This window comes from Methanosarcina sp. Kolksee, from assembly GCF_000969945.1.
GTDB classification, from domain to species: Archaea; Halobacteriota; Methanosarcinia; order Methanosarcinales; family Methanosarcinaceae; genus Methanosarcina; species Methanosarcina vacuolata.
The window spans coordinates 2,193,643-2,219,191 of the sequence record NZ_CP009524.1 but is presented as its reverse complement, the minus strand read 5'-3'; the positions used below and the strand labels follow the sequence as shown (position 1 = coordinate 2,219,191).

General features: G+C 40.2%; 19 protein-coding genes. 5 read left to right on the top strand and 14 right to left on the bottom strand.

All coding sequences use genetic code 11. The features are described from left to right. The first annotated feature begins 171 nt into the window (after positions 1-171). Positions 172-612 carry a universal stress protein gene (locus tag MSKOL_RS09205; protein ID WP_048155532.1) on the top strand — a complete coding sequence of 147 codons (441 nt, stop codon included), beginning with the start codon at positions 172-174 and terminating at the stop codon, positions 610-612. 65 nt (positions 613-677) lie between these two features. Here the strand turns inward: MSKOL_RS09205 and MSKOL_RS09200 are convergent, their stop codons facing one another. The 3 genes from MSKOL_RS09200 to hdrA2 form a co-directional block, all read right to left on the bottom strand. Then, positions 678-893: a winged helix-turn-helix domain-containing protein gene (locus MSKOL_RS09200; protein WP_082091085.1), complete on the bottom strand. Its 216-nt coding sequence runs from the start codon at positions 891-893 to the stop codon at positions 678-680. A gap of 339 nt (positions 894-1,232) precedes the next feature. Next, complete coding sequence (locus tag MSKOL_RS09195) at positions 1,233-2,690, bottom strand: 4Fe-4S binding protein (RefSeq protein ID WP_048155529.1); 1,458 nt, start codon at positions 2,688-2,690, stop codon at positions 1,233-1,235. Then, on the bottom strand, positions 2,690-5,068 hold the full coding sequence (hdrA2, locus tag MSKOL_RS09190; protein WP_048120438.1) for a CoB-CoM heterodisulfide reductase HdrA2: 2,379 nt from the start codon (positions 5,066-5,068) through the stop codon (positions 2,690-2,692). Before hdrA2 ends, MSKOL_RS09195 begins: the two co-directional genes overlap by 1 nt. A 675-nt stretch (positions 5,069-5,743) precedes the next feature. Here hdrA2 and MSKOL_RS09185 point away from each other — a divergent pair. From MSKOL_RS09185 to MSKOL_RS09175, 3 genes are all read left to right on the top strand, one after another. After that, positions 5,744-5,932, top strand: coding sequence for a hypothetical protein (locus tag MSKOL_RS09185; protein ID WP_048155524.1), 189 nt, complete (start codon positions 5,744-5,746; stop codon positions 5,930-5,932). A 283-nt stretch (positions 5,933-6,215) separates the two neighbouring features. Then, positions 6,216-7,697: an aldehyde dehydrogenase family protein gene (locus MSKOL_RS09180; RefSeq protein WP_048155522.1), complete on the top strand. Its 1,482-nt coding sequence runs from the start codon at positions 6,216-6,218 to the stop codon at positions 7,695-7,697. Positions 7,698-7,748: 51 nt separating this feature from the next. Then, a complete protein-coding gene (locus MSKOL_RS09175; protein ID WP_156151024.1) occupies positions 7,749-9,152 on the top strand; it encodes an aspartate aminotransferase family protein in 1,404 nt (467 codons plus the stop codon). Positions 9,153-9,743: 591 nt separating this feature from the next. On the opposite strand, the gene MSKOL_RS09170 is transcribed toward MSKOL_RS09175, so the two are convergent. The 9 genes from MSKOL_RS09170 to MSKOL_RS09125 form a co-directional block, all read right to left on the bottom strand. Continuing rightward, entirely contained in the window at positions 9,744-10,154 is a 411-nt protein-coding gene (locus MSKOL_RS09170; protein WP_048155516.1) for a potassium channel family protein, read from the bottom strand. A 103-nt stretch (positions 10,155-10,257) separates the two neighbouring features. Beyond that, positions 10,258-11,760: a hypothetical protein gene (locus MSKOL_RS09165; protein ID WP_231592582.1), complete on the bottom strand. Its 1,503-nt coding sequence runs from the start codon at positions 11,758-11,760 to the stop codon at positions 10,258-10,260. Between the two features lie 182 nt (positions 11,761-11,942). Next, positions 11,943-12,725, bottom strand: coding sequence for an ABC transporter ATP-binding protein (locus MSKOL_RS09160; protein ID WP_231592580.1), 783 nt, complete (start codon positions 12,723-12,725; stop codon positions 11,943-11,945). Positions 12,726-13,083: 358 nt separating this feature from the next. Next, positions 13,084-14,592, bottom strand: a complete 1,509-nt coding sequence (gene pap / locus MSKOL_RS09155) for a polyphosphate:AMP phosphotransferase (protein ID WP_048155511.1) — start codon at positions 14,590-14,592, stop codon at positions 13,084-13,086. Positions 14,593-16,887: 2,295 nt separating this feature from the next. Continuing rightward, positions 16,888-17,352, bottom strand: a complete 465-nt coding sequence (locus tag MSKOL_RS09145) for a hypothetical protein (RefSeq protein WP_048155505.1) — start codon at positions 17,350-17,352, stop codon at positions 16,888-16,890. A 778-nt stretch (positions 17,353-18,130) separates the two neighbouring features. Next, positions 18,131-18,760, bottom strand: a complete 630-nt coding sequence (locus MSKOL_RS09140) for an ABC transporter ATP-binding protein (protein ID WP_231592632.1) — start codon at positions 18,758-18,760, stop codon at positions 18,131-18,133. Between the two features lie 202 nt (positions 18,761-18,962). Further along, entirely contained in the window at positions 18,963-20,168 is a 1,206-nt protein-coding gene (locus MSKOL_RS09135; RefSeq protein WP_048155502.1) for an ABC transporter permease, read from the bottom strand. 125 nt (positions 20,169-20,293) lie between these two features. After that, complete coding sequence (locus MSKOL_RS09130) at positions 20,294-21,742, bottom strand: COG1361 S-layer family protein (RefSeq protein WP_231592578.1); 1,449 nt, start codon at positions 21,740-21,742, stop codon at positions 20,294-20,296. Between the two features lie 201 nt (positions 21,743-21,943). After that, positions 21,944-23,353, bottom strand: a complete 1,410-nt coding sequence (locus tag MSKOL_RS09125; protein WP_048155499.1) for a sodium:alanine symporter family protein — start codon at positions 23,351-23,353, stop codon at positions 21,944-21,946. Between the two features lie 236 nt (positions 23,354-23,589). Between MSKOL_RS09125 and MSKOL_RS09120 the strand changes: the two genes are divergently transcribed. Then, complete coding sequence (locus tag MSKOL_RS09120) at positions 23,590-23,856, top strand: hypothetical protein (RefSeq protein ID WP_048120409.1); 267 nt, start codon at positions 23,590-23,592, stop codon at positions 23,854-23,856. Positions 23,857-23,968: 112 nt separating this feature from the next. On the opposite strand, the gene MSKOL_RS09115 is transcribed toward MSKOL_RS09120, so the two are convergent. Both MSKOL_RS09115 and MSKOL_RS09110 read right to left on the bottom strand, forming a co-directional pair. Next, a complete protein-coding gene (locus tag MSKOL_RS09115; protein WP_048155493.1) occupies positions 23,969-24,562 on the bottom strand; it encodes a hypothetical protein in 594 nt (197 codons plus the stop codon). Positions 24,563-24,944: 382 nt separating this feature from the next. Beyond that, a complete protein-coding gene (locus MSKOL_RS09110) occupies positions 24,945-25,544 on the bottom strand; it encodes a hypothetical protein (RefSeq protein ID WP_048155490.1) in 600 nt (199 codons plus the stop codon). Between the last annotated feature and the right edge of the window lie 5 nt (positions 25,545-25,549).

The following is a 25,549-nucleotide window of genomic DNA, read 5'->3' as shown; positions in this document are numbered from 1 at the left end:
AAATTTCATAATTTTAAAATATTCTTCCACCACTATATCTTTTCTGAAAGATCAAAAATTTTCGAATGGATTTCCTGGCCTCACTTCATGAAACCCGATGCTATTATATTTCTTGCAAGTGAATGAATAACTGGGGGATTTTGCATAGAGAACGTTACTTTTAACAAAATAATGATTGCAACTGACGGCTCGGTTTGCTCAAGGCTTGCTGCCAATAGAGGAATAGAACTTGCCAGGTTAAGTGGAGGGACGGTTTACGCAGTTTATGTAATATCAACGGAGTATTTTTCTTCGATGGCTGTGGATTTTAACTGGGAGAGAATGCATGAGGCTTTGAGAAAAGACGGATGCAAAGCCGTTAATTATGTAAAAGGAATAGGAGAAATGGAAAATGTCAATGTCAAGTGTGCCCTGCTTGAAGGTCACCCTGCCACTGAGCTGATCCGATACGCCGAAGAAGAGAAAATGGATATTATTGTCATGGGTACTCTTGGCAGAACAGGAATTGATCGGTTGCTTTTAGGCAGCGTTGCCGTAAATGTTGTACGGCACTCAAAAGTCCCTGTTATGGTTGTAAGAGAAAAAAGCAAGTCTGAAGAAAAAGCAAGCTAATAGAAACATAATGGAGAATCATTTTGATGTAAAACAGAGTATATTATCAAAAAATTCAAGAAGGGTTATTTCAATCGGACATACCAACGATTGGATTCTTTATCAATGTTGATCTTATCTTCTCTAGCAAGCCAGCCAATAGACATTAAAGCCATTTGAGAATCAAAACCATTGGCACTTAGGTGAATCTTTACCTGGTTCAAACTGCATTCACCTTCTTCTAGCTTGTGATACAACACTCCTGCAGCTTCTCCGATTTTTAAGTTCATGTTCTCTGGCATATTTCTCACCAATTTCATCCTCATAACTGTTTTACTTTAAAAAGAAAGTACGGTTTTCATAATTATAAGTTTATGAATTCCAAATAGGCAGACCTTAAATAATATGTTGGGTCAATATATTAGGTTTTTCTGTAAAGGTCTTTTCCAATAAGTAAAAATGGTTTAATAGTAAAGTGAGAATTTCGGCTCTTCTTTGTTTTGTGTGGATATCCTCATAATATCTTCACAAAAACCAATGCGGTCTCGAATTGAAAATCGTCTTATCCACAGGGAATAACGAAGAGCCATTAACTTTTACTTTCTTCAATTCTCACTTTTACTTTCTTCAACTTTCACCGTTTAACCTTCTATTTTCTTTTTCACAGCTGCAGCTGCATTTTTCGGAGAGTCAGTTTCCCAGAGTTTCCTGACTTTCGCGCTCCTGAGAGCTGGCATTAAAGCCTCAAGCTTCGCCTGCACGGCTGCAAGCATTTCCTCGTCAACTCCAGGGGGCGTTATGCCCATGAACTTCTGGGCTTTAAGGGTCTCGGTTTCCCTGGGTATTGCACGGTCGACTCCTTTCCTTACTCCAGTTTTCAGGGACTCGATTGCATCCCTCCACTGGGCAGCCCAGGGAGCATCAGGAATATCGGTGTGGTGGACATCGGTCCTTTCCACTTTAATAGCGTCAATGTGACATGCTTTCACACAGGCTCCACAATAGGTACAGAAATCCGCTGCAAAAGCAATTTTTCGCGGGTCTTCAGGATCTGTGGGCACATACCAGAGTTTGGAAGGGCAGACATTGAAACAGCCGCGGCAGCCCTGGGGATCGCATTCCTTCAGGTTTGTCTCAATAAGGTTCAGTCCTCCTTCCATAGGTTTTTGCAGGTCTATGGCTTCATACGGACAGACGGTCTTGCAGCGGGCGCACTGTGTACACTTCAGCTCGTCTACCTTAACATTCCCCTCAACTTTCGGAGCCTCGCAGGGGCGTTCCCCTTTAACCTTTATTGCTTCTTCAGGGCAGATGTCCTGGCAGAGTACACAATAATCGCATTTATCCTCGTCCACAAGGATCTGCTCGAAAGGCACGGGATTATCAGGTGTGGGCTCACGCTCGAGCAGGATGAAGGCATCACAGAACCGGGCGCAGATTCCGCAGAAATTGCACTTTTCAGTGTCAATTTCGATCTCTCCTTCTGCCCCTTCCTTTAAAGGCGCAATCTCCTCTTTTTTCGGGAAGGTGAATTCAACTTCGATTGCATCCTGAGGGCAGGCTCCCTCACAGAGAGCGCAGGGGAGGCATTTCTCGTTGATCTTAACAAAGGCATCGTACTTCGGATACCGTTTCTCATCAGGAATTTCCCCCACAGCCTCAAAGGTTATGGCATGCACAGGGCAGAGGTTTGAGCACATCCTGCAGAAGGTACATTTCTCAAGGTCCATCATCACCGCAGGCGCATCAAGCCCGGTTGCAATCTCATGAAGGGGCCCCATTTCAAGAGCTTTTGTTGGGCAGATTTCTGCACAGATTCCACAACCATTGCAGCGCTTGTAATCATAATCCAGAGTTTTGATGGATTTCTCGGTTGTCTGGGTATAAATAAAATGGGAGCCCTGAAGGTCCATACCGGTCGTAACTGTGATCTTTTCCTGGGCTTCATCCTCAGCAGTCTCCGGAGCTTCAGCTTCGAGGTCCTCGGCTTCAAAATCCTCGGTCTCAACAGTGGCTTCAGGTTCCGTAACTTCGTTTTCTCCGGCCCCGCAGCAGCCTCTGCAGATGTGAACTTCCTGTTCGGTGTGTTCCTCGCTCATTATGCCACCTCCTCAGGTTCAGCTTCGGGTTCTCCAAGCTTGAGTTCGGTTCCTATGGGCCCGACTTCTTCAAGTTCCTTTACAAACTCGCTAATTGTGTTTGAGAACCGTTCTCCTTCGGCAGCCGAGATCCAGAGGGTCCTCAGCCGTCTGGGGTCAAGTCCGATTTCCTTTATAACTTCCTTTAAGACATCCATCCTCTGTTTTGCGTCAAAGTTCCCGTGGATATAGTGACACTCGTCCATCCTGCAGCCCGCAACAAGCACTCCGTCGGCTCCGCCTTTTAAGGCTTCAAGCACGAATTCCGGGTTTACCCTTGCCGAGCACATAGTACGGATAACTCTGATGTTTGTCGGGTAATGGAGCCTTGACATCCCGGTAAGGTCTGCACAGGCGTAACTGCACCAGTTACAGAGGAAAGCCACAACAAAAGGACTCTGGGACCTGTGAGCAGTTGCAGCCCGAACCTGGGCAAGAATCTGTTCGTTTTCGAAGTTTCGCATCTGGATTGCCCCTGCAGGACATGCAGCACTGCAGTCTCCACAGCCATAACATGAAACCTCGTCTACAACAGCTTTTTTATTCTCTATCTTGATTTTCCCGAACTTGCAGACATCAAGACAGGTCCTGCATCCTATACATTTTTCAGGGTCAACATGAGCTCCCATAGGATCGGCTTCAAGTTCTCCTGTCCCGAGGAGCTGCATAACCTTGGATGCGCATGCACTTCCCTGGGCAATCGAAACCTGAATCTCTTTGGGTCCTGAGGCGCAGCCTGCAAGGAAAACCCCGCTGACCGGGGCATCTACAGGACGCATTTTCGGGTGGGCACTTGCAAAGAACCTGTCAGGCCGCCGGGCAAGATTTAGCATCCGGCCTATGCCTTCTGCCGCTTTGCTGGGCTCGTAACCTGTTGAAAGCACAACAAGGTCGCAGGCTTCTTCTTCGACCCGGGATTCAAGGGTATTTTCATAACGGAGTACAGGCCTGCCGTCTTCGCCTGCGTAAATTTCGGCAACTTTTCCCCGGATGAAATCCACGCCCATTTCCTGCGTCCTTACATAGTATTCCTCATACATCTCCCCTGCAGCCCGGATGTCAATGTAGTGGATTGTGATCTCGGTATCAGGGTAGCGTTCCTTAACCATCTGGGAATTCTTGAGTGCAGCCATGCAGCAAACTCTTGAGCAGTACTCATTGCCAACGGTTTTATCCCTTGACCCGACACACTGGATGAACGAAACGCTTTTTGGTGGTTTGCCCGTTGAAGGCACAACGACTCTTCCACCTGTAGGTCCTGCAGAGTTAAGCATGCGCTCAAGCTGCATATTTGTTATAACATCAGGATACTTTCCAAATCCGTACTCCTTTTTCCGTGATGCATCAAAGAGCTGGTAACCTGTTGAAACAACAACTGCTCCGGCTTCAAACTCAATCTCTTCAGGTTTTTGCTCGTAATCCACAGCATCGGCAGGGCAGGCCTGTAAACACAGCCCGCAGCCTACACAGTGGTCAGGGTCTATGAGCACTACCTGCGGGACAGACTGGGGAATTGGCATATATATGGCTCTGGACTTTCCGACCCCGTAATTCATAGGGTTATCGATTTCTACAGGACAGACCGCAGAGCAGAGGTCGACACAGCCTTTGCACTTGTCTTCAAGTATGAACCTGGGCTTGCGTGTGACTTTTACGTGGAACTTGCCGACAGATCCGGAAATATCGGTAACTTCGGAGTAGGTGTAAAGTGTAATATTCGGATGGTTCTGAACTTCCGTCATTTTAGGGGCAAGCACACAGATGGAGCAGTCATTTGTAGGAAAGACCTCATTCATCAGGGCCATTTTGCCCCCGATTGTGGATTCCTTTTCTACCATTGTGACTGGAAAACCAGCTTCTGCAAGGTTCAGGGCTGCTTCGATTCCGGCGACCCCTCCTCCTATGATCAGGACATTTCTGCTGGCTTTTGAACTTGTTGCACTGAGTTCCTTGAGGAACTTTGCCTTCGCAACTCCCATCCTTATAAGGTCAAAAGCCTTCTGGGTCGCCATCTGGGGGTCATCGGCGTGTACCCAGGAGCACTGCTCCCTTATATTTACCATTTCCATAAGGTAAGGGTTCAACCCGGCTTTTTCCATTACATGCCTGAAGGTCTTTTCATGCAGCCTTGGGGAGCAGGCAGCTATTACAACCCTGTCGATTTTATTTTCTTTTATATCCTTAATGATGCCTTCCTGTCCGGAATCGGAACATAGAAACTGTACTTCCCGGGCGAGCACCACATCTTCCAGTTTAGCCGCCATTTCCTGCAGAGCTAATACATCTATTACTCCAGCAATATTTAGCCCGCAGTGGCAAATGTAGACTCCGATTCGCATAATTGGTGACTCCATATATCTGTGTTTTATGTTGAATGTTAATGATTACGTCAATCAGTTTTTAATATGTTTTACATATAACTTGAAAGTTATAATTTCTGAGAGTTTCTGGACCATAATTCAGAACCGTGTATCCATGGCATTTTATTATACAGAAAAGTCAGGTTGGTACAGCTGATCAACAAAGACTTTTTTTAAACTGAGAGGGTTTTTATCAGTTCAAGTTCATGAATTTGCTAATACCAGTTCAGTTATTACTTATCAATTAATTTGTCACTCAGTTGTGAACTAGGCGCTCAGTCACAAATCAGTTACTTTTACATATCCCTATACATTATCTTTTGAACTGAATAAAAATATAGGTGTTTTATACAAAATCAAAACCTTTATTTTATCAAGGGGATTCAACTCAGTATCCTTGTCTATATTGGGCTATTTTTAAATAAAATTAGAAGAAAAATTAACAAAACTGCAAAAATTTGAAATCGGTGTGCATAATCGATTAAGCAAAAATGGGAGCTTAAACTTACTTTTTTATAACATAACATAAATAATATTTGTTTTTGTGATAATATAAGGGTTTCTATAATAGATCTTTATACAAATATATTAAGAAGATACTATAAAAATCAATATTTTTTAATACTTAGATCTGCTGTAAATCAGAATTGGTAGATGACTAATCAAAAATTAGTGGTCAGGGAAATTGGTGGAGGACTAATCAAAAATCAGTGGTCAGGGATTTGGCTCTCGCGTGAAATTGACAGGGAACATAAGGAATATATTTTGAACTTTTTGTTAAAAAACAAGATCAAAGGGTATGACCTTTCTATCTGCAGCGAATACCAGATAACAACTAATTAACACAGAAATACATTGGGCGTGGGACAAATTACTCCCTATGTATGGCAGAGTTAAGGTGAGAAAATTAGATAGGGGTTGGAATGTAAAATACAATATGTTATTTAGCCTTGAAGATCTTTATTTGGCATTTAATAACTTTATTTGGCATTTAATATCATTATTTAGCCTTTTTTATCTTATTTAAGATCTATTTAACCTTTAATAATTTTATTTTTATCTGCTACAAAAGATTTCTGGAATATATTTATTTCCTTGTATATTCATGCTTTTATGGGGGGATTTTATGGTTCAGGAGTACAAGCTGTTTATAGGGGGAGAATTTAAAGACTCTTCAACCGGAGAGACTTTTGAGGACATAAATCCGGCTACTCTGGAAAGCCTGGCAGCAATACAGGTCGCTGGAGCAGAGGACGTGGACAGGGCAGTTGAAGCTGCTGAAACAGGGTTCAGGCTCTGGAGCGATATCCCGGCTGCAAAAAGAGCTGCGGTACTCTTCAGGGCAGCCCGGATTTTGCAGGAAAGGAAGGAAGAACTTGCTGTCCTCATGACGGAAGAGATGGGAAAGGTGCTGCCTGAGACAAGGGGAGATGTACAGGAAGCCATTGATATCACAAATTATGCCGCAGGGGAAGGAAGGCGGATGCTTGGAGAGACGACGACTTCCGAACTCAAGGAAAAATTCTGCATGACCGTGCTCAGGCCGATAGGGGTAGTTGGCTTAATAACGCCCTGGAACTTTCCTATTGCTATTCCCGCGTGGAAGATTATGCCAGCCCTTGTAGCTGGAAACGCGATTGTTTTCAAGCCTGCAAGTGACACGCCTCTGCTTGCCTTCAAGCTGATAGAGGTGCTTAGTGAAGCAGGCTTGCCTCCCGGAGTGATAAATCTGGTAACAGGACCCGGAGTAACTGTCGGTAAAGCTGTAGTCCAGCACCCTCACATAAAGGCTATTTCCTTTACAGGCAGCCTTGATACCGGGAAATGGATAATGGAAGAGTGTTCAAAAACCATGAAAAGAGTCTCTCTGGAACTCGGAGGCAAAAACCCGGTAATTGTTATGGATGATGCCGACCTTGAACTGGCCCTTGAGGGCGTGCTGTGGGGAGCTTTTGGGACTACAGGGCAGCGCTGTACTGCTACGAGCAGGTTGATTCTGCATGAGAAAATAAAGGACGAATTCATGAAAAGGCTGCTTGCAAAAGCAAAAGCTCTCAGGATAGGTAGCGGACTCTTTCCTGAGACAGACATCGGGCCTGTAATCAACAAAGCGCAGCTTGAGAAGATCGAGAGATACGTGAAAATAGGAAAAGAAGAAGGAGCAACTCTTCTCTATGGGGGAAACAGAATCGATCCCGGGCTTCCTGGCTATTTCTTCGAGCCCACAATATTTACGGATGTCAGGCCAGACATGCGGATTGCACAGGAAGAGATCTTCGGGCCAGTCCTCGGGGTTTTTACGGTTTCAGACCTTGAAGAGGCAATAACGCTTGCCAATAATACCAGATACGGGCTTTCTTCGGCAATCTACACCGAGAATATAGGAAACGCTTTCAGGGCAATCGAGAAAATCGAAGCCGGAATCACATATGTTAATGCTCCTACAATAGGGGCTGAAGTCCATCTCCCCTTTGGAGGCGTGAAAGGGACAGGAAACGGTTTTCGGGAAGCCGGCACTGAGGCCGTCAAGGAGTTTTCCGAAGTAAAAGCTGTGTATATAGACTACAGCGGCAGGCTGCAAAAAGCCCAGATTGATTCAACGGAATAAAATTCACAGGATCAAAGTTCAAGAATGTGGAAAAACTGGGGGGAGTGCATTTTGGCTCAGGAGAAAACCGAAGAATTTGAAAAGGTGCAGGGAGTGAAAAAGCCGGGAAAAAATAAAGCAATGGAGACAGGACAGTATTTTGATTTTTTTGAGCATGAAGCAGGAATGTTCAATACCATTGGCCCGAAAGCCAGGGAGATAATCGAACAGGACTGTAAAATAATATCAGCCTGTACAGCCCGTCCCTATCCTCTGGTTGTGGACAGCGCAAAGGGTTCCGTAATCAGGGATATTGACGGAAGAGAATACATTGACCTGGTTGCAGGAATTGCTGTTATGAACGCAGGCTACTCCAATCCTGAGGTTAAAGCTGCAATCTCAGCCCAGCTTGAAAAAATGACTCACTGCGGATACGGGGATTTCTTTGCCGAGCCTCCTGTGAAGCTTGCAAAAAAGTTATCAGAGCTTTCAGGTTATTCAAAGGTATTTTACTGTAACAGCGGGACTGAAGCCGTGGAAGCTGCAATCAAACTTGCCTTCTGGAATACAAAACGGCAGGGTCTTATCTCTTTTTATAACTCATTTCACGGCCGGACTCTGGGCTCCCTCTCTCTTACCTGCTCAAAAGCCAGGCAAAAGGAACATTTTCCTGCGTTTCGCACAGCTCATTCCCATTATGCTTACTGTTACCGCTGTCCCTTTAAACTTGAATATCCTTCCTGCGGGATCGAGTGTGCAAAAGAGCTTGAAAACCTGATTTTCAGGCGGGAATTGAGCCCAATGGACACTGCTGCAGTTTTTGTGGAACCGGTCCAGGGAGAAGGTGGATATATCGTCCCTCCTCCTGAGTTTCATAGGGAAGTAAGGCAAATCTGCACTGATAATGATGTCCTCCTTGTAGCGGATGAAGTCCAGGCAGGCTGCTTCAGGACAGGTCCTTTCCTTGCAATGGAAAATTTTGGGGTCAGAGCTGAAATCTCATGCTTTGCAAAAGCTCTTGGAGGAGGGCTTCCACTGGGAGCAATGCTTGCAGACCGCGAGCTTATGGACTGGCCACAGGGCGTTCATTCAAACACCTTTGGAGGAAATCTTCTGGCTTCAGCCGCATCTCTTGCATCTCTTGAGTTTCTGGAAAAGGAAAATATTGAGGACCGAGTAAAGGAGCTTGGTTCCCAGATGAAGCAACGCCTGGGGGAGCTTCAGGAAAACTTTCCATGCATGGGGGATGTACGCGGCCTCGGCCTGATGGTCGGAGTCGAGATTGTAAAACCTGATAAATCAATAGACCCGATACGAAGGGATAGGATTCTGAGGGAAGCCTTTAAAGAAGGAATTCTGCTCCTCCCCTGCGGGGATTCGGTAATTCGTTTTTCTCCACCGCTGGTTATTACAGATGAAGAACTCGACTCTGGACTTGAGAAATTCCAAAAAGCTCTGAAAAAAGCAGGCATTTGAGCTCAGGCATTTGAGCTTCCGAAAAATATAATGAAATAAAAGAGTTTCCGGATATAAATAAAAATAAAAAGACTTCCTGGCTGAGTTTTGCAGCCTTCATAAATAAATTAAAGGATTGTTCAATATGTTTCTGCCCAATAATTAAATGAAAATTGTAATGCTTTTATGTAGAGATTACATATATAATAATATGGAATATAAGAACAATGATCTAATTGAGAAGGACAGTTTCGCGTTGATTATTTTCATAACTGCTATTGCAATGGCAGTAAGTCTCTTAGGGATAATCATCTGCATTAAGGTAACACATCTCTAAAAAGATTTTATGGAAATTGAGATGATTATATTCCGATACATGAGTCAGAGATAACACATGAGTCAGAAACGACATATGAGTCAGAGATAATACATGAGTAAGAGACGACATATGAGTCAGAGACAATACTCTGAAAAGTTATCGAGATAAGATTGAAACAGGTTAAAGGACAAGTTATGTATAGCCATGCGCACATTTACAGTACTGAGAAGGTGATCATAATAAGTAAGTCGAACAGTTCAGTTTCTCAGCATAGCTTTTTCCTGTTATAAATGCTATTTTTTCTTCCTGATCTTTCCCAGGTATCCTAAGAAATAAAATTTGTTTTCAGAATTTTTGACTTCGTTTTTATTCTCCACTACTTCGAACCTTTTATCTATAATATATTCTCCAATCGGATTGATAAAACCAATCAGGATTCCGAGCCCTATAAAAATATAAACTACAGTAAAAATTTTTCCCAGGTCCGTTTTAGGGGCAAAGTCTCCATATCCCACCGTTACCAGGGTTATAACCGAAAAATAGAAAGAGTCGAGCCACCTCCAGCCTTCGACTTTATGATAAAAGACAGTGCCTCCTGCGAGAGTTATCACAGTTAGATATAGGAGGGACCTGAACTTCGGATCTTTAAGCAGCGTTTTTAGTGTTTTCAGAAATGTCCAGAATGTGTAAAGAAAAGGAATCATTATCTTTCTCTCCAAACATATTTTCAATCTGAGATTAAAAAAAGGTATGTTCAAGCTGTAAATTCTGACGTAACTGGGAGATGACTGAGATATTATACGACTATTAGAAGCGCGGGCTTTCAATCCGGTCCCACTTTCTGAAGCTTTGTCCAAGCAGATAGAGGGAAGGAGGCACCAGCAGGAAGTTTACAAGCACATAGTACGGGCCAAACATTGACAGGATGATGTTAACCAGCAAAAGAGGCATGACTGAGAGTGTATATACTGCGAAAGTCCTGCCGTTATAGAGGTTTATCGAAGGGGAAAGCCCTGTCAGGTAAATAAGTATCGAAACCATGTAAAACGACATTGAAAGAAAAAGCAGCAGGGCTGGTAGTAGAAATGCAGGGTCTTTTTTAAGGATGAGCAGGATAAGAAGTATAAGCGGAACCAGATTCAAGAAAAGGTAACTGTTGAGTTTGCTCCTTATCATATCCGAAACTTTCAGGGGAAAGAAAGCATATGAGGAAAAGATATCGTATTCTGTAAGCCAGTTGTACATTGAAGAGGAAAGTACTCCCAGAACAAGGGAAAACAGGATTAAAATATTTAAAGCTGGGAGAACCTTTTCCAGGGCTGAAAGAAGCATCCAGATAAGAGCTGCAGGCAGCAGGAATGAAAAAATTAACTTTCCGAGTCCTCCCTCACTTCTTTTAAGGTCAAGAAAATCCTTTGCGACAAAAGCTGCATACCTGTAAGAACCAAATTCTTTGCAGAGCCTGGAAAATGAGTTTGAAAAGTTCTTTCTTGCCTGGGGAAAATCCACCTTCAGGAAAAGCAGGGATAAAGCTGAAGGAATGATTATAAGCCCAGAGGAAAGCAGAAAACAGCTTTTTGAAGGAAGCAGGAAAAGAGAAAGGCCAGGTAAGCTATAAAAGATTCTTGAATCCAGATTTCCGGAAATAAAAAGCAGGAAAATGCAGCCTGCCAGTAAACCCCAGGTCAACAGTTTTCCGGAATAGGCATAGATAGTAGATAAGAAAAACACTAGGGAAAGTCCGATCATAAAAGAAAGAGAAAGTGTCAGGAGAAGGAGAAGGATAACAGGAAAATGGAAGTTTCCTGCCGGGATAAAGGCTACAGCAAGCGCAAAACCTACAATGAAAGGCATCACATAGAGGACAAAATAGTATACGATATCTTTTATAAGAAAGTTTGCAAAAATCAATCTCTCTGAAACAGGAAGCGTCCTTGCAGAATATGCTATCAGACTTGCTTGCCCGAAACGCCGGTTCATAAACTCTCTGCTCATAAGCCCGAAGGCGCCTACCATGCCTCCCAGAAGTAAGAAAAGATAATGCATTCCGAGTGCGATCTGGGCATACGTAAAGATTTCGCTGAAAACCGGCAGAACCAGACTTACGCAGAAAGTAAACAGGAAAATAAAAACCGGAAATAGGGAAAACCCATTGTTCCCGAAAAGATTTGAATGCATTCGCCACTCTTCTTTGAGCATGCTTTTGAAAATCTCAAACATAAAATCCCTTCTATCTATAGTCCGAGTTTCAGTCTTGATTTCGCGCCATTTGACGCTTGTTTTTGTGATATCTGCTCTTATTTCAGGCAATTTTTGCTTTTATTTTCAGGCAATTTCTTCTTTATTTCAGGCAATTTTTGATCTTATTTTCAGGCAATTTCTTCTTTATTTCAGGCGATTTTTGATCTTATTTTTGTGTTAATTTGCGAATTCCTGCGTGATAAAAGAGTCTTACATCCTGAAATGTTTTTATGCATACTGTGCAGACATAATCAAACCAATGCCGAATTCCTTTGTTGGCCTACCAGTTCCAGAAAGAATTCTTCAAAGTTTCTTTCCTGAAGGGTAAGATCGTCCAGGCGGCCTGTATATACCAGTTTTCCTTTGTAAATGATCCCAATGCTGGTACAGATCTGTTTTGCAATTTCGAGGATATGTGTTGAAATAAAAACTGTTCCCCCGCTTTTCACATAGCCTGCGAGAAAATCCTTTACTTTTCTCTGCATTACAGGGTCCAGATTGATTAGAGGCTCATCAATAATTGCTAGTTCCGGCTCGTGCAGGAAAGCCTGGGCAAACATCAGTTTCTGCCTTGTGCCTCTTGAGAGGTCTTTGCACAGTGAATTTTTCTGGTCACCAAAATCCAGAAATTCGAACCATTTTTCGCAGGCTTTCTCATAGTTTTCCATTTTCCGGATATTTGCAACAAAATAGAGGTATTCTTCTGCCGTCAAAAAACTCGGGGGGGTTTCCTGTTCAGGAACAATACCTGCAAGTTTCCGAACCCGAACAGGGTCTTCGAGAACATCTACTCCCAGTACCCTGATTGAACCTGAAGTTGGCTTTATTTGACCGGTAAGCATTTTGATTATGGTTGTTTTTCCTGACCCATTAGGACCCAGAAGCCCGAAAAGCTCACCTTTTCCAATCGACAGGGAAATGTCATTTACTGCCTTTGTACTTCCATAGGACTTAGAAAGATTTCTGACTTCAATCATCTTTAAGGCTCCTGAAATCCCGACATTTACAGGCAAATAAGATACGATACCAAGCATAGAGTAAATTAAAGTAAATTAGAGTAAATTAGAGTAAATTAGAGTAAATTAGAGTAAATTAGAGTAAATTAAAGGAAATTATATAGTGATTAGTTGTAATATGGTACAGAATAAAAATTTATCATAAGTTCTTATTATCTAAAAATATATAAAAGAGTTTCGGAGAATATTTTTGAATTTAATTCAGAACAGGAATGATATTGTTTGGGTTGTGAAATATGGAAAAATGAAAAAAGTTTAAAGTGAAATTATTTCAGAATAAAACAAAAATATAATTTTATTAAAAATATTTATTGAAAGAATTTTATTAAAAATATTTATTGAAAAAATTTTATTAAAATTATCTATTGGAATAATGTTATTTTTTCAGCCCTTTTTCAATGGCTTCAACAACACTTCTCAGTACTTTGATTCTGGAGTACCGTTTGTCGTTTGATTCTACAATAATCCACTGGGCATTTGTTGTGCTTGTTTTCTGAAGCATCTCATCGACTGCGATTTTATAATCTTCCCATCTGCTTCTGTTCCGCCAGTCTTCGTCTGTAATTTTCCATTTTTTCTCAGGGTCATGTTGCCGACTGTTAAAACGTTCCAGTTGAGTTTCTTGATCAATGTGAAGCCAGAACTTAACTACAATTGATCCGGCCTGTGTCAGGATTTCTTCAAATTCATTGATCTCCCTGTAAGCCCTTTTCCATTCTTCCTCGCTGCAAAAGCTTTCAATTCTTTCTACCATGACGCGACCGTACCAGCTCCGATCAAAAATTGTTATATGGCCGGCTCGAGGGATTCCTTCACAGAAACGCCAGAGGTAATGATGGGCTTTTTCGATGTCATTTGGCGAACCCACAGGAACTACCCTGTAAAGCCTGGGATTTAGATTTTCTACAAAGCGGTAAATGTTTCCTCCTTTGCCAGCCGCGTCCCAGCCTTCAAAGACCAGAATCAGGGGACGTTTTTTCTCAAAAAGCTCATACTGGAGGTCTGCAAGTTTTTGCTGGTATATCTTTTTTGATTTTTTATATTCATCGGTATCCATCTTTTTGGAAAGCTCAACCTTTTCTAGAATGGAATTGTTAAGCTGGGGGACCTCTGGGGTTTCCGTATCAAGATATTTGAGGGTCTGTTCAGCCGGTGTTCTAGTTGCCTGTTCAATAGAGTCTTCAATCGCATGGATGACCGTCGTCATAATTTTTAAAGTTGCAAAGTTTCGGTCATTAGCTTCCACTATTGTCCAGGGGGCATAAGGCATATCGGTCTTCTCTAAGATCTTCTCGACAAGCGGCATATACTCATTGTATTTATGGATGAAATCAAGGTCCGATCTTGCTTCATCCTCATACTCGTCAAATATTGGAATATCAATTTTTTTAAGATCTTTAAAACGTTCTTTATGTTCTTTTTCACTGATGTGAAGGAAAACTTTTATTAAAAGATACCCATCATCGGCAAGTTGTCGCTCAAAATAGTTTATTTCTTCCAGGTATTTCCCCAGTTCTTCTTCAGATTTGTTCTTTTCCAGACACTCTATAATTGCCCTGCTGTACCAGCTTCTATCAAAAATTCCAATCTTTCCCTTCACAGGAACTCTAGACCAGTAGCGTACAATGAAAGGTTTAAGGAGTTCTTCATAGCAGGGCCTGGTCATGGTATGAAAATCGTATCCTCGGGGGTCAAGAGAAAGAATAAAACGGTTGATATCCTCTGCCATTCCGGACACGTGCCAGCCTTCGAAAACGAGGATAACAGGTATCTTCAAATCCCAGGCTTTGCGCTGTAGTTCTCCGAGGATGGCTTTAAATGCTTTTTGATTTTTTTTGTACTCGGCAGTTGTTATTGTCTTGGAGATATCTATTTTTTCAAGCATAAATGGCCCTGCTTATTTCTTTGAATTAAAATTAATCTCAGTATAAATATATTTTGATATAAGTTTATAAGATTTGGTTAATTGGATATAATAGCTTTCTGAATAAATATGATACGTAACCTGCATTTAATTTAGTTTCGTCTTTTTGCAGATGTTAACTTATTTTCAATTAACATATATATCAATTGTCTGATTCCATAAATTGATAATATTTAGACCATGTTATAGAAAATAATGAAAATTCCTACTTATGGAACAAAGTATTCGTTTCGCTCAATATTTATCCATAAGAGTCTACACAAACAGGGCAAAAAACCATTTTATAAATATAGCTTAATAATTATTAGGTATTAAGTATATATCTTATATTTAGTCACCATAAATAATATAGTTAGCAGTCAATTATATGTAGGATTAATAAACTATTAATATGCAAGAAAACAATACAGTTCAATATAGATTATATAGCATACTTAAATTTATATTATGACATTTTACAACTATATATATATTTTAAAGTATGTTTTTAATGATCTGTAATTTGTATGATAAGAATACATAAAATAATACACATAGTTAAAAATATCCACTATGATATAGATTATTAATAAACTGTTTTATTTTGTAACATTTTAATCTGGCATAAGTAAAGATATTTTAGAATATATGTTTTATTATATCTGCTATGTATATCTATAGAATGATACACTTAATATACACATTTTTGAATATGCATTTTGACAAGACTTTGTAAATTAGATACATCATTTTAAGATATGTAGTGTATTTTATATATTTTAGTATCATTGCTTTCTAGTTATTACGAATAGTAATCATTATTTTGATTGATAAATAAAAACGATATTAGAATGTATCATTAAATATAGTTACTCATTAAAACAAACATATATACTCAACATATTAATCTGATTCAAAGAAACATTTGAAATATATATATATGTATTTTTTGATTTTTAATTATTTTTACAAAACGTTATTAATATAACACTATATTTATAATATGCTTTTTCAACTAATTAGTGTACACTAATCAGTTTAAATTTTGACTAATACACATATTGATAAAAGGAACAAATAATCTTATAATATATCTAGTATGTTGACAGATGGACAAGTATAATGATATTTCAACATAAAGACCTTTTTATATTCTGCATGAAAAAAATGTAAGCATTCTTATGGTATATGAGTATGAATTCTGTTAAGTTCTTTGTCTTTTTTCTTTTATTATTTTATGCATTTACTGATACGGTTGTCGGCCAAATACACCCTATTCTTATAGTCTTTGTAACAGATGAGTTTACAAAATTGGGGTCTAAAAACGATTTTATGAAAATTTTCAATCACATGCTTATAATATATAGGAATAGATTCTTTTATTTAGCTGTCTGAACCTGCAGAAAATTTTCATAAAACAAACAGCATGAAATAATATTCTTGTTATGCATATCCAATATAAACAGATATACAATTTATTACAAAAACCGAGCTTTGTTCACTCAGTAAGAGTTTCAGTAAGAGTTTCCAGATAATTATAAAGGAATATAAGGAATACATGGAAAAATAGACGAAGAGCTAATCCCAAAACTCAAAATTACATCTCTGAATATCAAACTTGGAATAATTAATTGAACTTCGGATCACGAAAACAATTCTAAAAAACCTATCGATTTGAGAATAAAATTGGTTTTGGGATAGCCTCGAAGTCTGTCTGAATAAGTTAGTTTTTTTGTATATTTCTGTAAATTTCTCTTAAGCTTTTTCAATCCAACTTTTATTTTTATAGCAAATATATATTACGCACAATATAGAAATAAACGTTCACTTATTATGCTCCTATATTTATATAATACTTTTTAACTCAATTGGTGTAGACTTACTATGCGAAAAATTAATAAAAAAACATACCAACAATTCACTCAATTTTCTCCAAGAACGTGCTTTAAGATTTATCGATTAAAATATATAGAGATCTTAAATAACATATAAAAATTAGTTTTACTCTTTAAATTTTGAGAGATTACATAAATATCAATATACTATTTAAAGATAATATATAAATATATTAAAAAATATAGTTTAAAAAATTAGTATTTAACTTTAATAATATATTGATTTCATACATATTTTTATAAAATAATAGATAAATTTAATAATTATTATATAGATCATTTAACAAATTTTTATGTATTATTATATAATTACAATTTAAAATACAAATTAAAGCACCGTACTCTTCAAAAAATAAGAGAAATCTAAAAATATATAATTAAATTATAATGCCAGCTCAAGGTCAAATATTTCTTCAAAAAGTTTGTATTTTTTGCGGGCCCTGTATAGGTACTGACGGATGGGAGTTTCATCTTTTGCCCTGGCAAAAAGAGCTTCTATTTCCCCTTTAGAGAATACAGCTTCAAGCTTTTTTATGGGAATTGACTCAAGCCCTTTCCAGTCATCAATCCTCTGACTGCTTATAGGAACTGGAATAGGAAGCAAAGATACCTGGACCTCATCTACCCAGTTCCATTCAGAATCATAGATGTTTGCATAAAAAGCCCCGCAAGAGATGCATTTTGTTACTACTACGTTTCTTTCTCCTGCCGTGTGATAACTAAGGCTCATAAGAATGGAGTCGCATCTGGTGCAGTTACCAATCTCATTTTCTTCCAGGCTATAAGCATTTATTTGGTTATCCCCAATGTAGAGATTATTTCCTTTAAGGTCATAGCTGTATTCCATATTATTCGCTCCTGGATGAATCTGAGAGGGCCAATGCTATTGATTTTTAGGTTTTTTCTTATATTTCACTCTCTTTCTTTGTAAAGGTTATAAACCTATTAAAATTAATCGGGTAAGGATATCCGAAAAATCATATATTTTTACATCCCTTTATAAAATTTTAATATTTTACTTTCCTGTCCTCCAGAGAGGATTTCATAGAATTCTCTTCACATAATAATTCCTGTATTTTATACTCTTATTATTCAGTATGACTTTTCTTATATATTTTGTTTTACAATAATTATAATAGGTTCCAATTAATTTATGTAATTAAATAAAATTACAGTTTTTATTTTAATTTTGGATATATCTATTTGAACAAAAATACTATTTTCCTCTAAAACGTAGACTAATTTTTTATAATTTTTGAAATCTTGCTATTAAATAAAATCATGTCCTGAATTGCTTTAATACACCCTTTCCATTTGGGGTAACCCTAACATAATGTGCGCCATTAATGATGGGGTTCAAAGCTTCTGGGACAATATGAGAACCTCTGAAAATCCAGTTCAGATAACACTGAGTTCATCCTCACTGAATTCATCTTACTAAATTTATTTTTAAACCAATAAAAATTTCAGAGCTATATTCCACGACAAGAAACTCGATTGATCTTTTAAAATTCGAGATTCAGAGAACCAAGGTTGAATTTAGGGATGAACTCGCTAAGTTTTTGAAAAGAAGCATTGATTTTGGCTAAGGTAATTTTTGAAAAATAGAATCCTGCACAGAAGTTTCACTCCTGAACGATTCCATCCTTCAACCTTATTACTCTGTCTGCGTATTCGGCATGCCATTCTTCATGTGTAACCATTACAATCGTCTGCCCTTTTTCCTGATTGAATTTCTCGAAAAGGTCAAGGACTTCCTTTGAGGTCTCGGAATCAAGGTTGGCACAAGGCTCGTCTGCAAAAAGGACTTCTGGGGAATGGGCAAGAGCTCTTGCTATTGAGACTCTTTGCTGCTGGCCGCCACTCATTTTGGACGGGAGCTGCTGCAGGCGGTCGCCAAGCCCAACTGCAGAAAGAATTTCGGCGGCTGCGGATTCGCATTCGGTTTTACGTTTGCCCTGCATCATAAGAGAGATATAGACATTTTCCATAGCATTGAGTTCTGGAAGTAAAGCATAGTCCTGAAAGACATAACCAAGGTTATGAAGCCTGAATTTGCCTTTTTCGCTGTCCGACAGTCTGGAGGTATCCGTACCGTCTATAATGATCTTTCCCGAGTTTGGAGTATCAAGCAGGCCGAGCTGGTTCAAAAGCGTGGTCTTGCCTGAACCGCTCGGGCCCATGATTGCAATAAACTCCCCACGCCGGATTCTCACATTTACGCTGCGCAGGGCCCGAACCTCTACTTCTCCCATCTTAAAGGTTCGCACGATATCGATACCTTCTATAATAGTATCTACAATAGTATTATCTATTGGTTTTTGGATTTCATCTATCCTTTTTACTGCATCCCCATTCTGCTTTCGGATTTTATCCACACTTATTACTGCTTCCTCAGCCTGCTTTTGGATTATTTTCATAGTTTCACCTTTTATTTGCCCCATTTATTTACCTCATTTATTTGCCCCATATCAGGTCAAGAAGATCTTTCTGAGCCAGTTTGTACGCAGGAATTACCGAGCCAACTACAGAAGAAAGAAACAGTAGGACTGCCCGGTTTAAGGCTTCTGCATTGTCCAGCTTGAGGCTCATGTCTCCAAGCGGGACTTCTACAGGGTGGGAAACCGTATAAGGCACAAGCCCAAAGCGCATAAACAAGTAGCCAAGTATAACGCCTGCGCCTGCGTAAAGCATGGCCTGGAGCACAAAGGATGCAACTATCACGTTTTGTTCTATCCCTATTGCTTTCTGAACCCCTATCTGTCTTTTTTTGTTCACAATATTTACGTAAATAACCACAAAGATGATCACAAAAGCAATTAGCAAGCCGATAGCATTCATAATATTCCGGACCAGCCCAAGTGTGCTTTCGATCAGCCGGAGGATACCTGCAAATTCATGCCAGGTACGTATATTCTCACTGATGCCAAGAGAAAGGAGCGCAGTCCTGGTATCGTCCTCAGGTGTGCCATCTGCGGTTTTAACGGCTATTTCCTGAGCAAGGTCCCTGCCCTCAATACCCAGCATATCTTCAAGGTCAGATCTGGTAAGATAAGCCGAGGCATCAGCCATGAAATAGCGCGTTGTATAAATTCCTTTTACCCTGAACTCTCGGGTTACGCCTCCGATTGTGAGTTCAACGATGTCTCCTACTTCCACACCACCTAAAGACCTTGATTCCATAAGGGCTCCGAAACCTCCCGAGACCTCCCTGCCCAGAATTATTTCTCCTTTATCAGGCCTGCTCAGAAATTCCCCACTTATTATAGCGTCTTCAAGGCCTGTTACAAAAATCTCATCCGCAGGATCTATCCCATAAACCGTAGCTCCTATTTCCTTCTCTTTATAGCGGAAGTTTCCAGTAGTTTTCAAGCGAGCCGAAGTCCCTACTACCTGCGGGAGACTTTCTATCTTCTTCTGGAGAGCTGATGCGTCCTCTATATAGCGTTCTTCTTCCTTCGGTTCGACCACGACGTTTCCGGTCTGAAAGTTCACCATAAGTTCATTGAACTTGAGCGTAACCCCGGCCAGCATGCTTGAAAAAAGCACAAGCTGTATAAAGATAAGGGTCAGGACAAAAACCGTAAAGATTGTAATCCCTTTATTACCTCTGGTTATGGAGCGGCTGGCAAGGAATAAGGAAACTCTCGCTTTTTCGAGCATAATAGGCCATCCTTTCTGGTTAATTCCATTTTCGGGCTTGTTTCCGAAATTTTTGTTTCCGAAATTTTTGTTTCCGAAATTCTTGTTTCCGAAATTCTTGTTTCCAAAATTCTTGTTTCCGGATATTAGATCTTGCCTTTCTTTTTCATATAGAAACTGACAGCTGCAAGAACCAGAACGGCTCCGAGCACAATTGGAAGAACGCTTCCCTCCTGCCTCTGCACATTAAAAGTGAGGTGCTCGCTAATCTGGTGCTCGCCAAAATCATCCTCATACTCTACCAGCAGGGTCACATTCTGATCACCTGTCTTTTTAGGAGTGAATGTAAAAACTGCAGGAGCATCATCGTCTTTATCCAGCCGCCCGAGAAAAGCACCCGTACTCCCGCTGCCCTCAAGTCCTTCAAGCCTGGCTTTAACTGAGCGAGCTTCTCCTTCCCCAACATTTTCGAGCCTTAAAGTAAGGGATGCCTGCTGTCCTTTCACAGGAATCTCCGGGTCAAATTTCAGGCTTGAAATATCAATTTGCGCCCGATTAAGTACGTTAATTCCAATTTCCTGGACCTTGTCTATCTTGAAGGTCTCCGTATTATTCGAGGCTGTTATCCGCAGTGGAATCCTGTAAGGCTTCACATCGGCGTTGCTGCCCAGGAGAAGTTTGAAAGAAAGGTTTTCGGAACTGCCTGCACTCAGATTCTCAAAGAAACGAACATTATCTTCCAGCGGGATTAAAGGTGACGAGTTGTTGAGGTTAAGCATTACCCTGACATTTTTTGCGTTCCCGTTTCCTGCATTCTTAACTGTTGTCCTCAGGTAGAACTCCTGTCCAGGAACTATGGCTCCTGAAGAGGAATTACCCTCATTTACAGGAAGAATTTCAGTGCCGCTGAGTACAAGGTCAGGATTTCCTTCCACCCGAACAGGAATTCTTTTAGAAAAACTTGTTCCGCTCTTGTCTTTGATAGTAAACTCGATCTGATAGATCCCTGACTCAGCCTCAGGATCTACCCTCAAATAGAAGTTCAGTTCTACCTTAGAACGCTGCCGTATCTGTTCAATCCGGAAAGTTCGCTCCGTGTTCGTCCCGGAACCGTAAAGTTCTGACGTGCTATACTTAAAAATGAAAGGATGAATCTCCTCAATTCCTACTATTACGTTCTCTGCAGGCTCGTCTCCGGCATTCTGAATATTGATCTTTATGAGTAGGTCTTCACCCGGCCTGGCAGGATTGGGGTTGATTTCCGAGACCTCGACTCCAAGGTGAGTGTTTCCTGACACTACAACTGCAGAAGCCGGGCCTGTCAAAAAGACAGTTATCATCAATAAGGCAAGTACAAAACGAAGAGACAATACCGAGCTTCTATCTGTTAGTGTTCTGTTTATCGATTTTTGATTTCCCGGTATTTTATCTACCACTCTTCGATTTCCCTGTATTTTACTTACTTCTTGTCGATTTCCCAGTGTTTTACTTACTGCTTTTCGATTTACAAATGTTTTACTTACTGCTCTTTTATCTTCCAATGTTTTGTCTACTGAATTGTCTACTGAACTCCGATCTCCCGATATTTTATTCATCAATATTCGGTCTGCAGACATTCTATCTATTAACTTCTGCTTATTTTTTCCGATGCAGGAACGCTTTTCTGGACAGGTGGGCTTCATATATAACAGTCCTCGTGCCTAGTTTATAACGGTTGCACTTTATTTGCAACCTATAATATGTTGTATTCCAAGCCTTTTCAAAAAAGGCTTGAGCGAAAACGTTTAACTGCGCGGTCATTTCGCTATCTCTCCCGATTTTGAGGCTTCAGACTTAAGTTTCTCAAAATACTGCCTGGTCTCGGCCGTAACAACTTTTCGCAGAGCCAGCAGGGCAATAAGGTTTGGGATAGCCATGAGCCCGTTTACGATATCAGCAAGTACCCAGATAATATCTATAGTCAGGAAAGCACCTGAGGCAACAATCAGGATGTAAATTATTTTGTAAGGGAGAATTCCTTTTACGCCAAAGAGATATTCCGCACATCGCTCACCATAGTAATTCCAACCCAGAATAGTTGTAAAGGCGAACAAAATGAGCCCGACTGTTACGATGTAATTTCCGGCCTCTGCAAGTATGGTGGAAAAAGCGTAGCTTGTCATATAGGCACCTGCAAGGTTGCCTGTCCAGGAGTCCGTCGCGATCAGGACGATTCCGGTCATGAAACAGATAATGATGGTGTCAAAGAAAGTTCCTGTCATGGAAATAAGCCCCTGCCTGGCCGGTTCTTTTACCTTTGCAGCCGCAGCGGCTATTGGAGCACTTCCAAGGCCAGACTCGTTTGAGAAAATTCCACGCGCAATTCCCATTCTGATAGCAAGCATCACCCCTGCACCAAGAAAACCTCCCCGTGCAGCAGTTCCTGTGAATGCAGTGTTTATTATCAAAGAAAGGATTTCAGGAATTTTCTCAAGGTTTAACCCAAGAATTATCAGGCAGCCCGATACATAGCTTATTGCCATGAAAGGCACAAGCAGCTGGGCTACTGCTGCAATCCTCCTGATCCCGCCAAGCGTTACAAACGCCACAAGCAGGCTTATTACAAAAGCGCTCAGGTTTTCAGGGATATTAAAGGCAATCCTTGCCGAATCGACAATGGCATTCATCTGCGGAAATGTTCCTATTCCACATAGGGCTACATTCATCCCAAAAAAAGCAAAAACGGCTGCAAGAACGCGGCTGTACTTCATCTGCCCAAGCCCATTTTTGATATAATACATGGGCCCTCCTGACATCTGCCCTTTTGCGTCCACGACCCTGTATTTGACTGCAAGCAGGGACTCGGAATACATGGTTGCCATCCCAAAAAAGCCTGCAAGAAGCATCCAGAAAAGAGCGCCTGGACCTCCCATTTTTATTGCAGTTGCAACCCCAACTATATTCCCTGTCCCGATAGTTGAGGACAGTGCAGTGGTGAGAGCTCCAAAACTCGAAACGTCTCCCTGTACTCCAGTTTCGGTTTTTCTAGAATTAAGCACATACCTGAGAGCAAGAGGCAGCCTGAAGACCTGAATCATTCCGAGTTTCAAGGTAAGGAAAATCCCGGTCCCTACAAGTAAAACCAGAAGTGGTGGTCCCCAGATTAACTGATCTATTCCTGTAAGGATCTCAAGTACATTAACACCCGATAATTCCGTTAAAGCCAGCCCCCAGAAAGCAAAAAGATAGTTTAAGAAAAGGCATAGTCTTGAGATAATTTTAACTCAGTATTTGTTCCAGGCTGGTCTTAAACTTTGATGTTCAGGCACTTTCGCTGTAAAACTGAGTTTCGAGTTTAAAATATGTGGAAAAATATCCCCACAAGCAAAAGGTTACCTTCTCCCCCGTTAAACAGAGTAAATTTTTATACTAAGTAATCTTTTTATTTTTTAGGGGATTTAATATGATGCGTATCACAGCTTTAAATAGCATGTCTCTGGCAAAAGTCCTGAGTCTTATGTATCTCTGCTTTGCAATTGTATTTTCGCCGCTTATTCTTTTCATGGTAAGTATGGATGGGACAGGTCTTACTGAAGGTATATTCATAGCTGTATTCCTTATTGTTTTTTATGGGATTGCGGGAGCAATAGCGGGATTTCTTATTGGCACAATATATAATATTGTTGCAAAACAGGTTGGAGGCATCGAAATAGAGACTGAAACTATCTGATATGATAGAGAAACTCGTCAAAAAAAATTCTTTTATTCTAAACTCTTTTTTTTCCGGTTTTTCTTTTTTAGATTATTCAATGAGTCCCCAATTTCTGAATTTTTATTCTTTTTTAATCCCGGAAAAAAGCCGAAAGTTTCATCTGCTCGATGTTCTGGATTGATTTACTTTGACCTTCTTGATTTTGTTGTTTCTTAGATTTTACTATTTCTCCAAGCTCAAGTCCGGGCTCAAAAACAGGCTCAAGAATGTTATCAAAAAAAGCGACTTCATCTTCTGGACTTAGCGAATCTCTATAATACTCTGTTGTTTTTTCCTGCCAGTTTTCCGAAAGCAGCAAGAACTTCATCCCTCTTTTTTGCTCGTTCCATTCCCACACTCCAGCCTGGTAAAAAATAGCTCCTAACTGGCTTGAAAGTTGAGCATAAGAGACTTCGGGACGGAGTTTATAAAGGGATTTCCCGATGCCGTCCTTTTCCGTGCCCATGCACAGTTTTGCAGCATTGTTTGCAAGGGTCTTCCATTCCCTATCTTCCATGAATTCACAGAGCTTGTCAAGATGGCGGCAGCTAATCTTATCGATTCGGGGAAAACGATTCTTTCTGAACTTCCTTTTTATGAAAAGGTTTCCTCGACTGTCTATCCGCCAGGAAAAGACCTTCTGCTTTGTCCCAAGGGTTTTTGATCGAGACCAGGAAGCAGCCATTGGGAATAAATTGGATTTTAAATATAAAAAATTGTTTCTTGTAATCTCCCTGCAGTGCCTTCAAATCTGAAGGTTAAACCATAAATTATTTTATGCAGCTTTCAGTAATTTTGAATTCCCTTTGAAAATTATTTAAGTTTCTTTGTTAGAGTCCCAAAATTAAGAGGTACAGGCATTTATGTAGCTTCTGATAATAATCCAGAGGACAAGCCAACCAATGGCTGAAATTAAATCTTTTTTTAACTGTAGTTCCATGTACTTATTTAATCGAGTTATCTTATTTAAATTTTTTTGCATGTTTAAAAATTGATTCATTTATTATTAATTCCCACAGGGAAACTTCCCTTCTCACAAATCAGAATAAAACGGAAAGGACTAAACATCAGTTGTCCTGCACGTCTTCTTCAAAAAAATCGTCATCCGGTTCCGCGATATCATCAACCAGATTAGAGATATAATACTGTAAATTGTTCCCTAGTACGTAAGGGCTATTTTCCGATTTCCGGTATAGTTTATGAAGCCTATCTCTGAAGTACGGGTAAAAATTTTGCCCTTCTTCAGTCCTGACCAGCTCACAAAACTTTTCCATCATATCAGATCCACCAACGCGAGATGCTTCGTCAATGCCTGAAAATTCATGAATATACTTCATAACGTTTTCCACAAGTGTAAGAGCCAGATCCATTGTCCCTTTTATGTTTCCGGAAGCCTTTGAATAGTCGTCGATAGCCTGCTTTGCTACCAAATATTGGGGCCTACTAGCTGCCCCCCGTGGAGTATAATATGCATTTATAACCTTTTTCCGGTATGCCTCAAGAATTTTGCTCTCGTCTTCTGTTTTTGCATACCTGGCAGTGATGTACCTGCGGTTGTCAGCGGATTTTTTGTACAAATCGTGCAGCAGGTTGATAAGTTCTTTCTTGTCTGATTCTTGTAACGATTTTTTCAATTCAGACCATTTTAAAGTTGCTTCTTCTGCCATTAAAA